This window comes from Halomonas sp. AOP43-A1-21, assembly GCF_052376775.1.
GTDB lineage: Bacteria > Pseudomonadota > Gammaproteobacteria > Pseudomonadales > Halomonadaceae > Vreelandella > Vreelandella colorata.
This window is the reverse complement of record NZ_JBQSWC010000004.1, coordinates 27,798-43,354: the sequence shown is the minus strand read 5'-3', so window position 1 is coordinate 43,354 and position 15,557 is coordinate 27,798. Positions and strand designations below refer to the sequence as shown.

Sequence of the window (15,557 nt, the reverse complement as noted above, 5' to 3'; positions counted from 1 at the left end):
ACGTCTCTCAACATGACGCTTTCAAAACGCTCAAGCGGACGACTCACTGACATGGGACTGTTTTAAAGCACATTAGCTATAGCTACAATTTGCATTTAGCGACTAACTTGATAGTAATTTTTAATTCACAGGTGAAAAGGCCATTTCCTGGTAACCATGGCAGTGAGCAAGACGCGCCGATTAAACGCAAACAGGGCGCCCTTGGGCGCCCTGCTCGTTGGCTTACACTACGTTGTGGAACGTTAATCGACTAGCGGTAGCAATGCGTTCAGGCTATCGCGAGCATCACCGTAGAACATCCGGCTGTTCTCCTTGAAGAATAGCGGGTTTTCGATGCCTGAGTAGCCGGTACCCTGCCCGCGCTTGCAGATAAATACCTGCTTGGCCTCCCAGACCTTCAATACCGGCATACCGGCAATGGGGCTGTTGGGGTCTTCTTCAGCGGCCGGGTTGACGATATCGTTGGAGCCGATCACGATCACCACGTCGGTGCTGGTGAAATCGTCATTGATTTCATCCATCTCCAATACGATGTCGTAAGGCACCTTGGCTTCTGCCAACAGCACGTTCATGTGCCCCGGCAGGCGCCCCGCCACCGGGTGGATACCAAAGCGTACGTTCTTGCCCGCCGCACGCAGCTTGCGTACCAGATCGCTGACCGCACTCTGCGCTTGCGCCACGGCCATACCGTAACCCGGCACAATCACCACGCTATCGGCATCGTTCAGGGCACTGGCCACACCGCCGGCATCAATCGCCACTTGCTCGCCTTCGATTTCCGCCGCTGGCCCCGTGCTTCCACCAAAGCCACCCAGGATCACGTTAACGAAGTTGCGGTTCATCGCCTTGCACATGATGTAGGAAAGAATGGCCCCGGAGGAGCCCACCAGCGCACCCGTCACGATCAACAGGTCGTTTCCGAGTGTAAAACCGATAGCCGCCGCCGCCCAGCCGGAGTAGCTGTTGAGCATCGAGACCACGACCGGCATATCAGCACCGCCAATCCCCATGATCAGGTGATAGCCGATGAAGAAAGCCAGTGCAGCCAGCACAATCAACGTCCAGAAGCCTGCGCCGTTGAGATAAAGCACCGCCAACAGCAGTGAAAGCACTGCAGCACCAGCATTGAGTAAATGCCCACCAGGCAGCTGGCGCGGTTTGCCGTCGACTTTACCCGCCAGCTTGCCAAAGGCAATCACCGAGCCTGTAAAGGTGACCGCGCCGATAAAGATGCCCAGCACCACCTCAATCTGCAAAAACGTTAGCTCATCCGGCGCCTTGGTGGCCACCAGCGCGGCAAACGCCGAAAACTCTTGCATCACGCCGTCGGCAGCGCGCGCGGCCAGCACCCGGCGGCGCTCCAGATCCGCACTCCAGGCTACAAATACCGCCGCCAAACCCACAAAGCTATGCAGGGCGGCCACCAGCTGGGGCATTTCGGTCATTTCGACCTTGCCCGCCATATAGGTACCGATACCTGCGCCGATAATCATCATCGGGATCAGCCACCAATAGCCGCCAATGCCCGGCCCTAAGGCGGTGAAAAATACCGCGACGGCCATGCCCACAATGCCGTACCACACGGCGCGCTTGGCTTTTTCCTGATTACTAAGCCCGCCCAGCGATAAAATAAACAAAACGCTTGCCGCAATCGCCGCGGCAGATACGAATCCTTGACCTAACATATCGTTTCTCCGCCGCTCAGGATTTTTGGAACATGGCTAGCATCCGGCGTGTCACCAGGAAGCCACCCACAATATTGATTGTTGCGATGAGTACCGAAATAGCCGCCAGTACGCTAACCACCGCGCTGCCTGAGCCAATCTGTAAAATCGCCCCCAAAATAATGATGCCGGAGATCGCATTGGTCACCGCCATCAGCGGCGTATGCAGCGAGTGGCTGACTTTCCAGATCACCTGGAAGCCGATAAAGCACGCCAACACGAAGACAATAAAGTGCTGCATAAAAGACGCGGGCGCGACTTGACCGAGCAGCAGCATCAATGCACCGCCGATCGCCAATATGCCGACCTGGCGCTTGGTCTGGGCCTTGAACGCAGCGGCCTCGGTGGTTTTTTTCTCTTCGGGCGTCGGCTCTTTTTCTTTCTTCTTCGGTTTGGCCGCGGCAATCGCTTTTACTTTGGGCGGGGGCGGCGGAAAGGTCACTTCGTTCTGGTGAGTTACCGTCGCGCCACGAATCACGTCATCGTCCATGTTGTGATTGATTACGCCATCTTTCTCAGGCGTTAAATCGGTCAGCATATGGCGAATATTAGTGGCATACAGCAAAGATGACTGCGTCGCCATGCGCGAGGGGAAGTCGGTATAGCCGACCACAATCACGCCGTTATCGGAGACGACGCGCTCATCGGGCTGGGTTAAATCGCAGTTACCGCCTTTTTCAGCGGCAAGATCGATAATCACCGAGCCGGGCTTCATGGCCGCAACCATATCCTCAAGCCACAGCTTGGGCGCCGGGCGTCCGGGGATCAGGGCGGTAGTGATGACAATGTCCACGTCGGGCGCCTGTTCGCGGAAACAAGCCAGCTGTTTTTCGCGAAACTCAGGGCTTGAAGGCGAGGCATAACCGCCGCTTTCCGAACCATCCTGGCTGTCTTCGCTGTCTGCAAAATCCAGGAACAAGAACTCAGCACCCATCGACTCGATCTGCTCGGAGACTTCGGGGCGTACATCAAAGGCACGCACCACGGCACCCAGGCTGGTGGCGGTACCAATGGCCGCAAGCCCGGCCACGCCTGCGCCAATCACCAGCACTTTAGCCGGCGGCACTTTACCCGCAGCGGTTACCTGCCCGGTAAAGAAGCGGCCAAAGTTATTACCCGCCTCGATCACCGCACGGTAACCAGCGATATTGGCCATGGAAGACAGCGCGTCCATCTTCTGGGCCCGGGAGATACGCGGCACCATGTCCATGGCGATCACGCTGGCGCCCTGTGCTTTGCATTTCTCCAGCAGGGCTTCATTTTGCGCGGGCCAGAAAAACGCAATCAGCGTTTGGCCTTCGCGCAGTCGCGCAGCCTCGCTATCAGAGGGCTCACGGACCTTAATGACCACCTCAGCGTCCTGCCAAAGAGCGTCCGCGCTATCCACCACGGTCACGCCAGCATCACGGTAAGTATCGTCGTTAAAACCCGCTGCTAGTCCTGCGCCTGTTTCGATCAGGCACTCATGGCCCAGCTTTTGGATCTGCTTGGCACTTTCCGGGGTAAGCGCCACACGCGCTTCGCCCCGGCTCGTTTCCTTAGGTGCGCCTATTCTCACACGGGTACTCCCTACTGTTTAAAAAGTGGGCTATTGGCTTTAGTTGTTGGCGGCTGATCTCGGTGCCCCGCCCTCACTCAAACGTTATAGATTCTCACGCAGCCTTGGATAAAAGCTATTCAACCTTTGATGCAGGTAGGTCATGAGCTTTCTCAATACGTCATTACAGGGAAGCACCAGTATGAGCAAAAAGTACCCTGGATAATTATCTCAATGCGACCTAATGGTTAGCTGAACAAGGCGAGCCACTAGTGGGCGCACCATCAAAATACAAATAAAGGCACTGGGCATGGCCACGCGGTAGGCGTGCCACACCTGACTGAAATAATCGTCACTCATCCCCGCATTAACCGCGGTAATAATTAGCGTCATTAAAAACGCCATCACCGTCGACATATATAAAGCAAAGACGACCGGCGTAAAACGAGGATGCAGCTTGCGCGCGGCCAGAATACGCTGTTCGGGGAACTGTCGTTGTGTCATTGAAGCCTACCTGTTCGTTGAAAAGCAGGTAGGCACTTTACAGCGCTCTTAAGGGAGGCAGAAGCCTATCCCTTATGAACAGAGCAATAAGCTAAACTTACGAATTATTTTTAACAACATGGTTTAACTTATGGTTGCCCTGCGCGGTATTGAAAGCTTCGTAAAAGCTGTTGAAGCGGGCTCTATTGCTGGTGGCGCCCGCCTGCTGGGGATTTCCCCCGCCGCTGCCAGTCAAAATATCAGCCGATTAGAAAACCACCTTGGCGTGCGTTTACTCACTCGCACCACGCGCAGCCTGGCGTTAACGGAAAACGGCTCGGCTTATTACGCCAAAGTGCGCGAACTGGTACAGGAGCTGGAGCTTGCCAGCCAAGCGGTCAATGCGCTCAATTCGGCGCCTAAAGGCCGCTTGCGTATTGCTTCCACCGGCGCATTTGCCCGGCATATTCTGGCGCCCATGATTCCGGCATTTAACCGGCGCTATCCGGATCTTACGGTTGAACTCAATATCGCGGACAGAAACGTGGACCATATTGCGGAGTCGGTAGATGCCAGCATTAGAATCCGCCACGCCCTGGAAGATGGGCTGGTTGCGCGCCCGATTGCTCGCGTACCGTCACTGTTTTGCGCAGCCCCCAGCTATCTAGACGCGCCGGCCACCCGCGTACTTTGGAGCAGCTAAAAGAGCATGACTGCCTGGTGTTCCGCTTTCCGCTGGACGGACGTTATCTCGGCTGGGGATTTGTGCGTAACGGAATACGCTTTGATGCACCGGTAAACGCGCGCATGATCAGCGATGACATTGATGCACTCGCGCAGATGGCGGTTGAAGGTGGTGGGATCACTCGATTAGCAGCGTTTATCGCAGAGCCGCTTATTGCGAATGGCAAGCTGGTGGCGCTCTTTACCCAAAAACCGGTGACGTCAGAAACGATTACCTCTGCGCTTGAGGCCGACGCGCAGGTTGAGATCGAACCGTTGGAGTTTTATCTCTGCGTGAGGCATCGTCGGGAATTAACCCCCAAAGTTCGCGCATTTAGCCAGTTCTTGACGGAAACGCTGCCTGAGCGCTGGCGAGCGTAATGCTTGGTAAAATGGCTTTACACATGCTCGTGGCTATTGGGCCATCACGCGTTGCAGCATCCCTTCGGCGTCGCCTTCACTCACGCCAAGCATTAACAAGATCTGACGCTGGGTGGCCATCAATACGTGCTGGCGTTCTTCCTCGCCCGGCAAGCTCTTGGCAATGGCGACGGCGCCCACCAGTGATGCCAAAATAACCCGCGACTTATCGGCAATAACAGTGCGGTCATTGGCAAAGGGCAGCTGTTTAAGCTTGCTCAGCGCGAGCAGGCGCGTTTCGAGCATTTTCTTCATGCTTAAATACGAGGCTTCAAACATGGTGCGGATTTCGGCTTTTTCGCTGCCTATCTCGTTAAACAGCACCGCTTCAGGCCCCGGCTGCTGCTTACGCTCAAGTTCCTGCAGATTCCAGTAGTTGGACACAAGCTCGGTGAGATGCTGCAGGGAGAGCGGCCCTTTGACCAGCCGTGCTGCGCGACTGCCGTCTAGGGTCTTACGCACAGAGGCATCATAGAGCGCTTCTTTAGAGGCAAAATGGGCATAAAAAGCGCCGTGGGTCATTTTAGCCAGCGTCATTACCTGACCAATAGACACTTTGTTGAACCCATACCGACTAAACAGCTCTGTCGCTGAAGACAGAATCCGCTCTCGGGTTTTTGCCTTGTGGCTTTTAGGATAAGGCATGTTTACCTCGTCATGGCACTGCTAGCTAAATGGTGCCGCTAAATATTATCTTGATCATATAATGCGTAATGCTAGCGTTAGCTTATTTAAAGCACTGAGGAGTCGCTATGCATTCACCTATTGTTATCACTGGCATGGGTATGGTCAGCCCCTTAGGGTGCGACGTCAAGACAACATGGCAGCGCCTGATCGAAGGCCGCTCGGGTATTAGCCAGATCACGCGCTTTGATACCGACGCCATTCCGATCAAAATTGCCGGGGCCGTTGCACATTCAACTGATGATCCCGAAGCGGGCCTGCGTCTGGATGATATCGCAGACGTTAAAGAGCGCCGCAAGCTGGATCTGTTCAGCCTTTACGCCATGGCGGCAGCAAAAGAGGCTCTTGAGCAGGCAGGCTGGCAGCCTACGGCTGAAGCTCAACGACGCGCTACGGCAACCATCATCGGCTCAGGCATTGGCGGCTTCCCGACGATCACCGAAGCGCAGCAAACGTTACAGCAGAAAGGTTATCGCCGGGTATCACCCTTTACCGTACCGGCGTTTCTGGCCAATATGGCCGCGGGCAATCTGTCAATTCGCTACGGCTTTCAGGGCCCACTGGGCTGCCCGGTGACGGCGTGTGCGGCGGGCCTTCAGGCGATTGGCGACGGCATGCGCTTAATTCGTAGCGGTGAAGCTGACGTTGCCTTGGTGGGCGGCGCCGAGGCGTGTATCGACCCACTGTCTTTAGCAAGCTTTAACGCGCTTAAAGCGCTTTCCACCGAGCACGAACGGCCAGAAAGCGCGTCGCGCCCCTTTGACGCGACGCGTAACGGCTTTGTGATGGGCGAAGGTGCGGGCCTACTGGTGATTGAAACACTTGAGCATGCACAAGCGCGCGGCGCTACGCCCCTGGCGGTGATCAGCGGCTACGGCACCAGTGCCGACGCCTACCATATTACCGCCGGGCCGGATGATGGTAACGGCGCCGCTGCGGCGATTCATTCAGCGCTTAAAATGGCCGGGATATCTGCCGAGGAAATCGGCTATATCAATGCCCACGCCACCTCGACTCCGGTAGGCGACCGGGCAGAAATTGCGGCCCTACGCCGCGTGTTTGGTAGCACTCTAGCGAACATTCCTATCTCTTCCACCAAGTCGGCAACGGGCCACCTGTTGGGCGCCGCGGGCGGTATCGAGAGTATCTTTTCAGCGCTGGCCGCCACCACCGGCCATCTGCCGCCCACGCTCAACCTGACCCACTGCGATGAAGACATGCAGGATCTGGACTTTATCCCGCTGACAACGCGCACCCAGCCCACTCAGCATGTGCTGTGCAACGGGTTTGGGTTTGGCGGCGTCAATGCAGCGCTGATTATCAGCCAGCTATAGCGTTGGAAGTCGGTTTTCGGCCGCCGTTAGCGTATCCTCAAGGCCTGTTTTAGGCGGCTGACAACCATGAAACGCTACGAACGCTTTGCCGACGAGATTTCCGAGCTGATTCGCAGCGGCGTGCTGGCGCCGGGGGAGCGCGTGCCCTCGGTGCGCCAGGCCAGCCGCCACTACGCTATCAGCCCTTCGACCGTTTTTCAGGCGTACTACCTGCTGGAGAACCAGGGGCTGATCGTGGCGCGGCCGCGCTCGGGCTATTTCGTGCGCGAACAGGCCCCGCGGCTGCTCACCGAGCCCGAGATGAATCCGTGCGTTCAGGAAACCGCGGACATTGCGGTCAGCGAGCTGGTCTTTTCGGTGCTGGGCTCGCTCCAGGATAGCGACACGGTGCCCTTTGGCTCCGCATTTCCAAGCCCTGAACTGTTTCCGCTGCCGCGCCTGGCACGCAGCATGACCAAGGGGCTGCGGGCGCTGCCGGCCGACGCCATCATTGCCGACATGACCGCCGGCGACCCGGACCTGCGCCGCCAGATCGCCCTGCGCTATCGCTTGACCGGCGTGCATCTGCCGCCGCAGGAGCTGGTGATTACCAACGGCGCCATGGAAGCGCTGAACCTGGGTTTTCAGTGCGTCACGTCTCCGGGGGATCTTGTCGCCATCGAGTCGCCCGCCTTCTACGCAAGCCTTCAGGTGCTTGAACGCCTGAAGCTCAAGGCGGTGGAGATTCCCGTGCATCCTCGTGAGGGGATCGACCTGGACGCCCTGGCGGAAAGCCTGGCCCGCTATCCCATCAAGGCCTGCTGGTTCATGAGCCACCTGCAGAACCCGCTAGGTGCGAGCCTGAGCGATGCCAAGAAGCAGGCGCTCTACACCCTGCTCAAGCAGCATCAGGTGCCGTTGATCGAAGATGATGTCTACGCCGAACTCTACTTTGGCACCACGCCGCCCGCGCCGGTGAAGCACTACGATGACGAGGGACTGGTGATTCACTGCGGGTCGTTTTCCAAGTGCCTGGCGCCGGGTTACCGGGTGGGCTGGGTGGCGGGTGGGCGCTACGCGGAGGCCATTTCGCGACTGAAACTGATGACCACCATCTCGCCCTCGGTGCCCGCCCAGGTGGCCATTGCCGACTACCTGCAGCACGGTGGCTATGATCGCCACCTGCGCCGGCTGCGCTACGCCCTGGAAGCTCAGCAGGGGCACATGCTGGATGCAGCGGCCCGCTACTTCCCTGCGGGTACGCGGGCCACGCGCCCGGCGGGTGGCTACTTTCTATGGTTTGAATTTCCCAGGCAGGTCGATTCGCTGCGTCTTTTTCACATGGCCCGCGAGCAGGGCATCAGCATTGCGCCGGGACCCATCTTTTCCGCAACGCAGGGGTATCGCCACTGCGCACGCTTGAGCTACGGCCACCCCTGGACGCCGCGCAGCGAAGAGGCCATGGCGCTGCTCGGCCAGATGCTCGCCTCGTTCTAGCGTTTAAGCAGTTTGGCCTTGCAGGTGGTGGCCTTCCGGGGTCTGGCGCATCAGCTCGCCGATTTGATACAGGTCGTGCCGATACATATCAAACCGTGAAATGCCGTGGGAGGCCGCGATCAGCACAAAGGTCAGCAGCATCAGGATGGCCGGCGAATTCAGCCAGGTAAACGCGGGCGATGTAGCCGGGTAAAGCAGCGTAAAGATACTCATCCCGCCCAGAAACTGCGCCAGCATGCTGTTCACGATCACCAGCGAAATCATCAGCACGCGAATATTGTGCCTGGGCAGGTGGCGAAGGCTCGCTTCGCGGCCTTTTTCGAGCCGCTTGCGGCGGCGTACTAGCGGAATGGCGTAGGTGCTCAACTTCTCCTCGGAAAACGCCCGCAGTACGAGGTGCGGATCAAGGTTCGGGCCAAAGATGCGTGCGACCGCCTGGTTGAAGGCACTGGCGTCACCGCCCGCTTTCGCCCCCTCGGCCTTTTGCGCCAGCTCGTCCAGATGCGCCTTCTCGGCGCCTGAAAGCTTCAGGTCATTGGCGAAGTTGATGTTGTAGTTGACCTCGTAGACCTGATACAGCGCGGCGGTCACGCCCACGAAAATCATCAAATAGATAAAAACAGTTAACATGGTTGGCCTCTTGAGCGTTTTATCATCCTGCACTTGGCCCGGCTGGCAATCGCCAGTCTGGCCGGTACGACTATGCCTTGCCAAGCCTTTCCAGTACAGACTCAGAAAGGCGCAATAAATACATATCAGCTGCGCGCCTGACCTGGGGCAAGCAATGTGGGTTGTCATGTAGACGTGACATGCAGGCGCCACCGTCAGCGGTTTTAGTTACTCAGGATAACCCTGCGCAATAGGAAAGCAGCCCCCGACTGAGCTAACATAGCGCCCCCAAAACGCTGTTCACGCGAAAATAATAACCAGAATCAACCGAATCCCGCTCACAAGGAACCTGCCATGCCCCCTCAAGAATCCAGTACGCTGACGGCGCCGGCCAAATCAGTGTATGCCAAATACCTCGCGGCTCTCGGGCCCGGTTTTCTGTTTGCCGGGGCGGCCATCGGCACCTCGCACGTCGTTCAGTCGACGCGTGCCGGGGCGGAATACGGCATCGGCCTACTGGGGTTTATCCTGCTTGCCGTGCTGCTCAAATATCCGTCGTTCTTCTTCGGCCCGTTCTACGTCAGCGTAACCGGCAAGTCGTTGATCGAAGGGTATCGCCAGACGTTCGGCAAATCCGTGGTAGCGCTGTTCGCGCTGGTGCAGATCCCGGTGACCGCGATCATCATCGCCGCCATTGCGATTACCACCGCAGGCCTTGCCGGCAGTATCGTGCCGCTGAGCCTGAGCCCGCCCACCGTGGCGGTGATATTGATTGCGCTGTGCTGCGCGCTCACCTTTGTCGGCGGCTACAAGCTGCTGGATTGGGTCAACAAGGTGTTTATCGTCATCCTGAGCGTGACCACCGTGTTCGCAGCGCTTGCCGCCGTGCCGCTGGTCGACTGGACGCTCTATCCGGCAACGGCAGTATCGCCACTGTGGAGCACGGCGACCTTCATTACCCTGGTGGCGGTGCTCGGCCTGATGCCGTCGGATATAACGCTCGCGATCATGAACTCGCTGTGGTCCGAGGCGCGCAACAAGAACCAGGGCGTGCGCAGCGATACCGCCGCTGAAAAAATCGATTTCAACATTGGCTATATCGGTGCCGCCGTACTCGCCGCCTGTTTCGTGATCATGGGCGCGGGCGTCATGCACAGCCAGGGCATCACTCCTGCCGATGGCGCCGTGGGTTTTGCCAGCCAGGTCATCAGTTTGTACACCAGCACGTTGGGTGAGTGGAGCGGCGTGGTAGTAGGTATTTCCGCGTTTACCGTGATGCTGACGACGCTCTTGACCGTGCTGGACGGTTTTCCGCGCATGATCACCGCCTCGTACTACACCTTTACCCGGGCGGAAAACGATGGCGAAGAGACGCGCCGCATAGAAGGCAGCCGGGCGTTTCTGGCCTGCATGATCGGCCTTTCGCTGCTGGCCATCGTGATTCTCTACACCCTGATGGGCAGCTTCCGGCTGTTCATGGATTTCGTGATGGTAGTGGCATTTCTGATCAGCCCCATTCTTGCCACGCTCAATCACCTGACGGCCAATGGCTCGACGGTGCCGCTGACGCTGCGCCCCTCCAAGCTGATCAACGCCTGGAGTTGGCTGGCAATTGCCACGTTGGCACTGCTATCGCTGGGCTATATTTACGTGCGTTTTATTTACTGATCGTTAGGCGTTAGGCGTTAGGCGTTAGGCGTTAGGCGTTAGGCGTTAGGCGTTAGGCGTTAGGCGTTAGGCGTTAGGCGTTAGGCGTTAGGCGTTAGGCGTTCATATTAATGGCGTGCTGGATAACAGCACGCCATTTTTTTAGGCGCCTTTATTGTCTTTACCCGCGCTTTTATCTCGGCCGCCATTACCTTGGCACTTTAGCCTAAAGGGCCGCCTAGAATGGTCTTTTTGATTCCCTCACGAACGCCCTGGCCATCCTCCTGGCCCAGTTCGGCATACCACGCCTGGGTTAGCGCCGGGGTGTGGCCGTGAATCATTTCCGCACGCTGGCGCGCTCTTGCCACGATCTCCCCAACCCGCTTAACGCGCGCCGTATTGTAATTATCCAGCGCCTGGCGCAGCGCCTCATTCGGCGTTGGCACATCTTCAAGGGCCTTTTGAACTACCTGGGCCAATACCCAGGCATCTTCCATAGCCTGGCAGCCGCCCTGGCCCAAATCGGGCGCCATGCCATGGGCGGCATCACCCAGCAAGGCCACGCGGGTATCGGTCAGAATTTCCAGCGGCTCAATGTCATGAATCTCGACCCGCGCCATGCGCGCCGGGTCAACGTGCTCGATCAGCGCCTGCACGGGGCGGGCCCAACCCGTGAAGTGCTCGCGCAGCTCCTCTTTGTAACGGGCGGGGTCGTTGGGGGTGTCCGCGGGCAGCGGCACATCAAAGAAGCAGTAGAACTCCTCTTGCCCTTCGCTGTTGCCCCCGGTGCCCATGGGCATGAGGGACACGCGCTTGCCTTCGCCCACGTACTGATCCCAGCTGTCCAGCGGGGCGAGCGCATCCGTTGCGGGTACGCGTACGTTCCAGTTCACATAGCCCACGTACTGGCGCTCGACGGCGCGACCCACGATCTTGTTGCGCAGCCGGGAGTGGGTGCCATCCGCCACGACCAGCAGGTCCGCTTCAACCTTGCGGCCGTCGGCAAAGGTGGCTGTCACGCCGCGAGCGTCGCTCGTGTAATCCACGCAGTGCTGGCCAAGCTCGATGTGCTCGGCGCCGACCGCGTCAAACAGCGTTTGCTGCAGGGCGGCGCGGGCGATGGGGCAGGCACGCTGCTTGACGTCTTCATAAAGCGGCACCAGCGAGAAATCGCTCAGCAGATGACCATCATGGCTCAGGTAGCGCATGCGCTGCATATCGCCGCTCAAGCGCTCGATGGCCGTACCCAGGCCTAGTTGGTGCATCACCTTGACGCCGTTGGACCACAGCGAAATAGCCGCCCCCACCGGGCGCATCTCTTCCACCCGCTCCATGACGGTGACGCGGTGGCCCTGCTGCTGGAGTGCCAGCGCAGCGCTCAAACCGCCCATTCCTGCCCCAATGACCAGAACCTTCAGCGACATCGGTAACTCCTTGATGGTGTTTGGCGTTGTTATGAAAAGTAGTTTTTATGAAGACTAGTGGTTATGAAAAGCCGTCGTTATAAAGCAATAGGCATATCTTCAGTGTAAGCCGATTGCCCGACCAAGACGATTCGCGGCCGCCCGGTTTATCAAGCAAGACGAAGGCCACTTTTCGCTCAGGCCTGCCCGTTGAAATCCCAGGCAAAATCGATCAACTGCTGATTGAGCCAGGCGATGGAAGGCTCATTGGCATACAGGGCGTGCTGAATCAGCGTCATGTTGAGCGCGGGAAGCTCTTCGGGCGGCTCTACCAGCCGCACCGGCAGCATGGCGATAAACCGCTCGGCCATCTGTCGCGGCAGGGTCATGATGGCGTCCGTCAGTGCGACCACGCGCGCGGCTGCAATGTAGTTGAGGTTCTTCGAGATCACCCGGCGCGCGAGCCCGTGCTGAATCAGGCAGCTGTCGATATTGCTGGGCCGCAGCCCGCTGATATCGGCAAGCTCCACGTGCAACATCCGGGCAAACTGCTGAATGTCGAGCGCCTCGCCCACGCCTTGATTGTGCGTGGCCGCCAGGCATACCAGCTCTTCGTGCATCCAGGGTGCCTGCAGCACGCCGCCGGGCAGCTCCTCCTGGCTATCCAGCCCTACCACCATATCGATCTGGCGGCTCTCGAGCCCTTCGCTCAACGCCTCCGGGGTAATCAGTTCAATGGAAAAACTGATGCCCGGCGCATAAGTCAAAAGCTGGCTTAAAAAGCCGGGGTACATGACTTCCTCAAAGTAATCAGTGGTGGCCAGGGTAAAGCGACGCGAACTGCTGGCAGGCGCGAATGAAGCCGGCGGGGCCAGCCCCTCCTGCAACATGGCCAGCGCCTGCTGTACCACCGGCAAAAGCGCCAGCGCCCTGGGGGTCGGCTGCATGCCGTTCTCGGTACGCACTAGCAACGGGTCATCCAGCGACTCACGCAGCCGCTTCAGCGCATGGCTCAAGGCTGGCTGGCTCAAGTGCAGCTTTTCGGCGGCCCGCGTAACGTGGCGCTCGCGCATCAGCATCTCGAAAACGCGCAGCAGGTTTAAATCAAAGTGGCGCAACGCGCTCATAAATGTCCGTAGTTAGCCATTATTTATATAGCGAATGATTTAATTCTAAACATTCATTTAATTTATTGCTGGAAATTATTTATGGTCGCTTCCTCATCGCGTGGCTTACGCGATCTTGTGCTCAAGGAGAAGTCCGCCGGTGACCCAGACACCCATCATGCCCAGCCTGTTTGGTGATGTTATTTCGACTTTCATGAACGTGGCCAAGGCCACCGATCCTAAAGCGACCGATGCAGATGTCGTGATCAGCGGCGTGCCCTTTGACCTGGCATGTTCAGGCCGGGCGGGCACTCGCATGGGGCCGAACGCCATTCGCCAGGCCACGGCCAACCTGATCTGGGAAGGCAAACGCTGGCCGTGGGATTTTGCGCTCGAAGAACGTCTTGGCGTGTGCGATGCAGGTAACCTGGACTACGCCTACGGTGAGCCAGAAAGCCTGGTGGATAACCTGGAAAACCATGCCAACCGCTGGCTCAGCGCGGGTAAAAAGATGCTGACCCTGGGCGGCGACCACTATATCAGCCTGCCGCTTCTGCGCGCCCATGCCCGCGAACACGGCCCGCTGGCACTGATTCACTTCGATGCCCACACTGATACCTACGAGCAGGGCACGCGCTTTGATCACGGCACCATTTTCCACCACGCCCTTAAAGAAGGCTTGGTTGTGCCCGAGCATTCGCTGCAGATCGGCATTCGCACAAGCTATGACCGCCACAACCACCCTTATGAAGTGCTGGATGCCGACTGGGTAAACGATAACGGCCCCAAAGCCGTGCTCGAAAAAATCCGCGCCCGCGTGGGCCATCACCCGGCCTACGTCAGCCTGGATATCGACGGCCTCGACCCTGCTTTTGCACCGGGCACCGGCACGCCGGTATGCGGCGGCATGTCCACCGACCTGCTGCTCAAGGTCGTTCGCGGTCTGGTGGGTATGGATCTGGTGGGCATGGATGTTGTCGAGGTTAACCCAGCCTACGATCACGGCGACATTACCTCGCTTGCCGCGGCAACGCTGGGGCTTGAGTTCTTGTATGTGCTGGCGGCGTCCAAGGGCGCTTAATAGTCTTTACGCATCTATGTATTGACTCCGACGCGACTTATGTCGCGTTCGGCACTTTTGAACAACCCCTCACGCCGTTCGACCGGCTTGCGCAACCAAAGCGTTAGCAGTACAACCGCCAACAGCACTTCCGCCAGGTCGCCGCCGTAATACATCAATTGGGCGGCGGCCTGTATTTCCTCAAGCGAATGGTCGGTGCCACGTGGCCAAGCGTAGCCGTACATAAGCTTGCCCAGCAGGCTGTGGGTAGCGATAGACGCAAACAGTACCCCTAGCCGAAAACGCAGGCTCAGCCGATGGGGCGACACATCGGGCTCAGCCAGAATCGTCCAGCAGAAAAGATACCCCGCCACCAGAAAATGCACATGTATCCAATAGTGAAGTGCTTGATTATCTAGCGATGCGCTATACAGCGGCGTGAGATAAAGCACATACATACCGCCGATATTGAGTATAAGCGCGCTGACGGGGTGGGAGACGAAGCGCACGAACCGGCTCTGCAGTAAGGCGGCTACACGCCTGCCACCTGCCTGCGGCAACGTGCGTAATAGTAAAGTGATGGGCGCGGCCAAGACCCAGGCAAGCGGCGCCAACATGCCGATCAACAAATGCAGGCTCATATGGCCCACCAGATCATGGTGCGCCCAGGCCATTAATGGGGGCGCCACCGCGATGGCAAGCAACAGGCTGCCTAAGGTAAAAAAGCTACTCCGCCAACCGCTCCAACCAGCCGCTTTATGACGCTGGGCATAAGCCGCCGCTAGATACGCCAGCGTGATTAAAACAATCAGCGCCAACGGTAGCCAATCAAGCAATCCCCCTTGCGCGGCATGGGTATGGTCGTGAACGTGCATGTCTAGCGATGCCCAAGACGCTTGGCACGGCGATAAAACCCGATACCCACAAGCAAAAGCACTATTGCCGCACCGTTCCACACCACGTCGTAGAGCAGTGGATCGACCCCATAGCGAATCTGATGCAGGCGCAAAATTTTGTGGTTGATCAGGCCATCAAAAAGCTGGAAACCGCCCATACCTAAAAAGAAGCCCGTCTTGGCCCAGGGAATTGTCAGGCGCTTGCGCTGGGAAAGGTCAAGCAGCATGAATACGCCTATCACAATGGCGAGTAGCTCGAAGGCATGCAGTAGCCCATCCGAAATAATCCCAAACGTTGGCGTACCAAAATCAAAGAAATGATGCCATTGAAGCAACTGGTGAAAGACTATTTCATCGACGGCCGCCATTACGCCAGTACCCAACAGCACGGCTGCCCATAGCGAGCGTTTCGTATCAATATTGGAAGAAGGGAAATGATTCGCCATGGCATCCTT

The 15,557-nt window shown here is 57.9% G+C and carries 15 protein-coding genes; 6 read left to right on the top strand and 9 right to left on the bottom strand.

The window, feature by feature from the left end; genetic code table 11:
• Nucleotides 1-242 precede the first annotated feature (242 nt).
• From ACT3R7_RS03590 to ACT3R7_RS03580, 3 genes are all read right to left on the bottom strand, one after another.
• Nucleotides 243-1,685, bottom strand: a complete 1,443-nt coding sequence (locus ACT3R7_RS03590; protein WP_192536680.1) for an NAD(P)(+) transhydrogenase (Re/Si-specific) subunit beta — start codon at nucleotides 1,683-1,685, stop codon at nucleotides 243-245.
• A 16-nt stretch (nucleotides 1,686-1,701) separates the two neighbouring features.
• Nucleotides 1,702-3,282, bottom strand: a complete 1,581-nt coding sequence (locus ACT3R7_RS03585) for a Re/Si-specific NAD(P)(+) transhydrogenase subunit alpha (protein WP_193091140.1) — start codon at nucleotides 3,280-3,282, stop codon at nucleotides 1,702-1,704.
• Nucleotides 3,283-3,492: 210 nt separating this feature from the next.
• Nucleotides 3,493-3,765, bottom strand: coding sequence for a DUF2798 domain-containing protein (locus ACT3R7_RS03580; protein ID WP_192536682.1), 273 nt, complete (start codon nucleotides 3,763-3,765; stop codon nucleotides 3,493-3,495).
• A 130-nt stretch (nucleotides 3,766-3,895) separates the two neighbouring features.
• On the opposite strand from ACT3R7_RS03580, the gene ACT3R7_RS03575 reads away from it, so the two are divergent.
• Nucleotides 3,896-4,447 carry a LysR family transcriptional regulator gene (locus ACT3R7_RS03575; protein WP_264298917.1) on the top strand — a complete coding sequence of 184 codons (552 nt, stop codon included), beginning with the start codon at nucleotides 3,896-3,898 and terminating at the stop codon, nucleotides 4,445-4,447.
• Nucleotides 4,435-4,848: a LysR substrate-binding domain-containing protein gene (locus ACT3R7_RS03570; RefSeq protein ID WP_264298918.1), complete on the top strand. Its 414-nt coding sequence runs from the start codon at nucleotides 4,435-4,437 to the stop codon at nucleotides 4,846-4,848. Before ACT3R7_RS03575 ends, ACT3R7_RS03570 begins: the two co-directional genes overlap by 13 nt.
• 33 nt (nucleotides 4,849-4,881) lie before the next feature.
• Here ACT3R7_RS03570 and ACT3R7_RS03565 read toward each other — a convergent pair whose 3' ends face one another.
• Entirely contained in the window at nucleotides 4,882-5,532 is a 651-nt protein-coding gene (locus ACT3R7_RS03565) for a TetR/AcrR family transcriptional regulator (RefSeq protein ID WP_192536684.1), read from the bottom strand.
• Nucleotides 5,533-5,639: 107 nt separating this feature from the next.
• Between ACT3R7_RS03565 and fabF the strand changes: the two genes are divergently transcribed.
• Both fabF and mapR read left to right on the top strand, forming a co-directional pair.
• Nucleotides 5,640-6,905 carry a beta-ketoacyl-ACP synthase II gene (gene fabF / locus ACT3R7_RS03560; protein ID WP_193091141.1) on the top strand — a complete coding sequence of 422 codons (1,266 nt, stop codon included), beginning with the start codon at nucleotides 5,640-5,642 and terminating at the stop codon, nucleotides 6,903-6,905.
• Between the two features lie 66 nt (nucleotides 6,906-6,971).
• Entirely contained in the window at nucleotides 6,972-8,381 is a 1,410-nt protein-coding gene (mapR, locus tag ACT3R7_RS03555) for a GntR family transcriptional regulator MpaR (protein ID WP_192536686.1), read from the top strand.
• Nucleotides 8,382-8,384: 3 nt separating this feature from the next.
• On the opposite strand, the gene ACT3R7_RS03550 is transcribed toward mapR, so the two are convergent.
• Nucleotides 8,385-9,011, bottom strand: coding sequence for a hypothetical protein (locus ACT3R7_RS03550; protein ID WP_192536687.1), 627 nt, complete (start codon nucleotides 9,009-9,011; stop codon nucleotides 8,385-8,387).
• 333 nt (nucleotides 9,012-9,344) lie between these two features.
• Here ACT3R7_RS03550 and ACT3R7_RS03545 point away from each other — a divergent pair, with 333 nt between their 5' ends.
• Nucleotides 9,345-10,658, top strand: a complete 1,314-nt coding sequence (locus ACT3R7_RS03545) for an NRAMP family divalent metal transporter (RefSeq protein ID WP_192536688.1) — start codon at nucleotides 9,345-9,347, stop codon at nucleotides 10,656-10,658.
• 200 nt (nucleotides 10,659-10,858) lie between these two features.
• On the opposite strand, the gene hpxO is transcribed toward ACT3R7_RS03545, so the two are convergent.
• Both hpxO and ACT3R7_RS03535 read right to left on the bottom strand, forming a co-directional pair.
• Entirely contained in the window at nucleotides 10,859-12,061 is a 1,203-nt protein-coding gene (hpxO, locus tag ACT3R7_RS03540) for an FAD-dependent urate hydroxylase HpxO (RefSeq protein ID WP_193091142.1), read from the bottom strand.
• Between the two features lie 176 nt (nucleotides 12,062-12,237).
• Complete coding sequence (locus tag ACT3R7_RS03535; protein ID WP_193091143.1) at nucleotides 12,238-13,167, bottom strand: LysR family transcriptional regulator; 930 nt, start codon at nucleotides 13,165-13,167, stop codon at nucleotides 12,238-12,240.
• A 157-nt stretch (nucleotides 13,168-13,324) separates the two neighbouring features.
• Between ACT3R7_RS03535 and speB the strand changes: the two genes are divergently transcribed.
• Nucleotides 13,325-14,227 carry an agmatinase gene (gene speB, locus ACT3R7_RS03530; protein WP_193091161.1) on the top strand — a complete coding sequence of 301 codons (903 nt, stop codon included), beginning with the start codon at nucleotides 13,325-13,327 and terminating at the stop codon, nucleotides 14,225-14,227.
• Nucleotides 14,228-14,241: 14 nt separating this feature from the next.
• On the opposite strand, the gene ACT3R7_RS03525 is transcribed toward speB, so the two are convergent.
• Both ACT3R7_RS03525 and ACT3R7_RS03520 read right to left on the bottom strand, forming a co-directional pair.
• The gene (locus tag ACT3R7_RS03525) at nucleotides 14,242-15,081 is read right to left on the bottom strand and encodes a cytochrome c oxidase assembly protein (protein WP_193091144.1); all 840 of its coding nucleotides are present in this window, start codon (nucleotides 15,079-15,081) and stop codon (nucleotides 14,242-14,244) included.
• 2 nt (nucleotides 15,082-15,083) lie between these two features.
• Nucleotides 15,084-15,548 (bottom strand): DUF2243 domain-containing protein, encoded by a 465-nt coding sequence (locus ACT3R7_RS03520; protein ID WP_193091145.1) that lies wholly within the window; start codon nucleotides 15,546-15,548, stop codon nucleotides 15,084-15,086.
• Nucleotides 15,549-15,557: the final 9 nt, after the last annotated feature.

Coding starts and splice junctions, on each gene's coding strand:
- ACT3R7_RS03545 (WP_192536688.1), top strand. CDS start 9,345: ATGCCCCCTCAAGAATCCAGTACGCTGACGGCGCCGGCCAAATCAGTG.
- ACT3R7_RS03520 (WP_193091145.1), bottom strand. CDS start 15,548: ATGGCGAATCATTTCCCTTCTTCCAATATTGATACGAAACGCTCGCTA.
- ACT3R7_RS03535 (WP_193091143.1), bottom strand. CDS start 13,167: ATGAGCGCGTTGCGCCACTTTGATTTAAACCTGCTGCGCGTTTTCGAG.
- ACT3R7_RS03580 (WP_192536682.1), bottom strand. CDS start 3,765: ATGACACAACGACAGTTCCCCGAACAGCGTATTCTGGCCGCGCGCAAG.
- ACT3R7_RS03590 (WP_192536680.1), bottom strand. CDS start 1,685: ATGTTAGGTCAAGGATTCGTATCTGCCGCGGCGATTGCGGCAAGCGTT.
- ACT3R7_RS03525 (WP_193091144.1), bottom strand. CDS start 15,081: ATGCACGTTCACGACCATACCCATGCCGCGCAAGGGGGATTGCTTGAT.
- ACT3R7_RS03575 (WP_264298917.1), top strand. CDS start 3,896: ATGGTTGCCCTGCGCGGTATTGAAAGCTTCGTAAAAGCTGTTGAAGCG.
- fabF (WP_193091141.1), top strand. CDS start 5,640: ATGCATTCACCTATTGTTATCACTGGCATGGGTATGGTCAGCCCCTTA.
- speB (WP_193091161.1), top strand. CDS start 13,325: ATGCCCAGCCTGTTTGGTGATGTTATTTCGACTTTCATGAACGTGGCC.
- ACT3R7_RS03550 (WP_192536687.1), bottom strand. CDS start 9,011: ATGTTAACTGTTTTTATCTATTTGATGATTTTCGTGGGCGTGACCGCC.
- hpxO (WP_193091142.1), bottom strand. CDS start 12,061: ATGTCGCTGAAGGTTCTGGTCATTGGGGCAGGAATGGGCGGTTTGAGC.
- ACT3R7_RS03565 (WP_192536684.1), bottom strand. CDS start 5,532: ATGCCTTATCCTAAAAGCCACAAGGCAAAAACCCGAGAGCGGATTCTG.
- mapR (WP_192536686.1), top strand. CDS start 6,972: ATGAAACGCTACGAACGCTTTGCCGACGAGATTTCCGAGCTGATTCGC.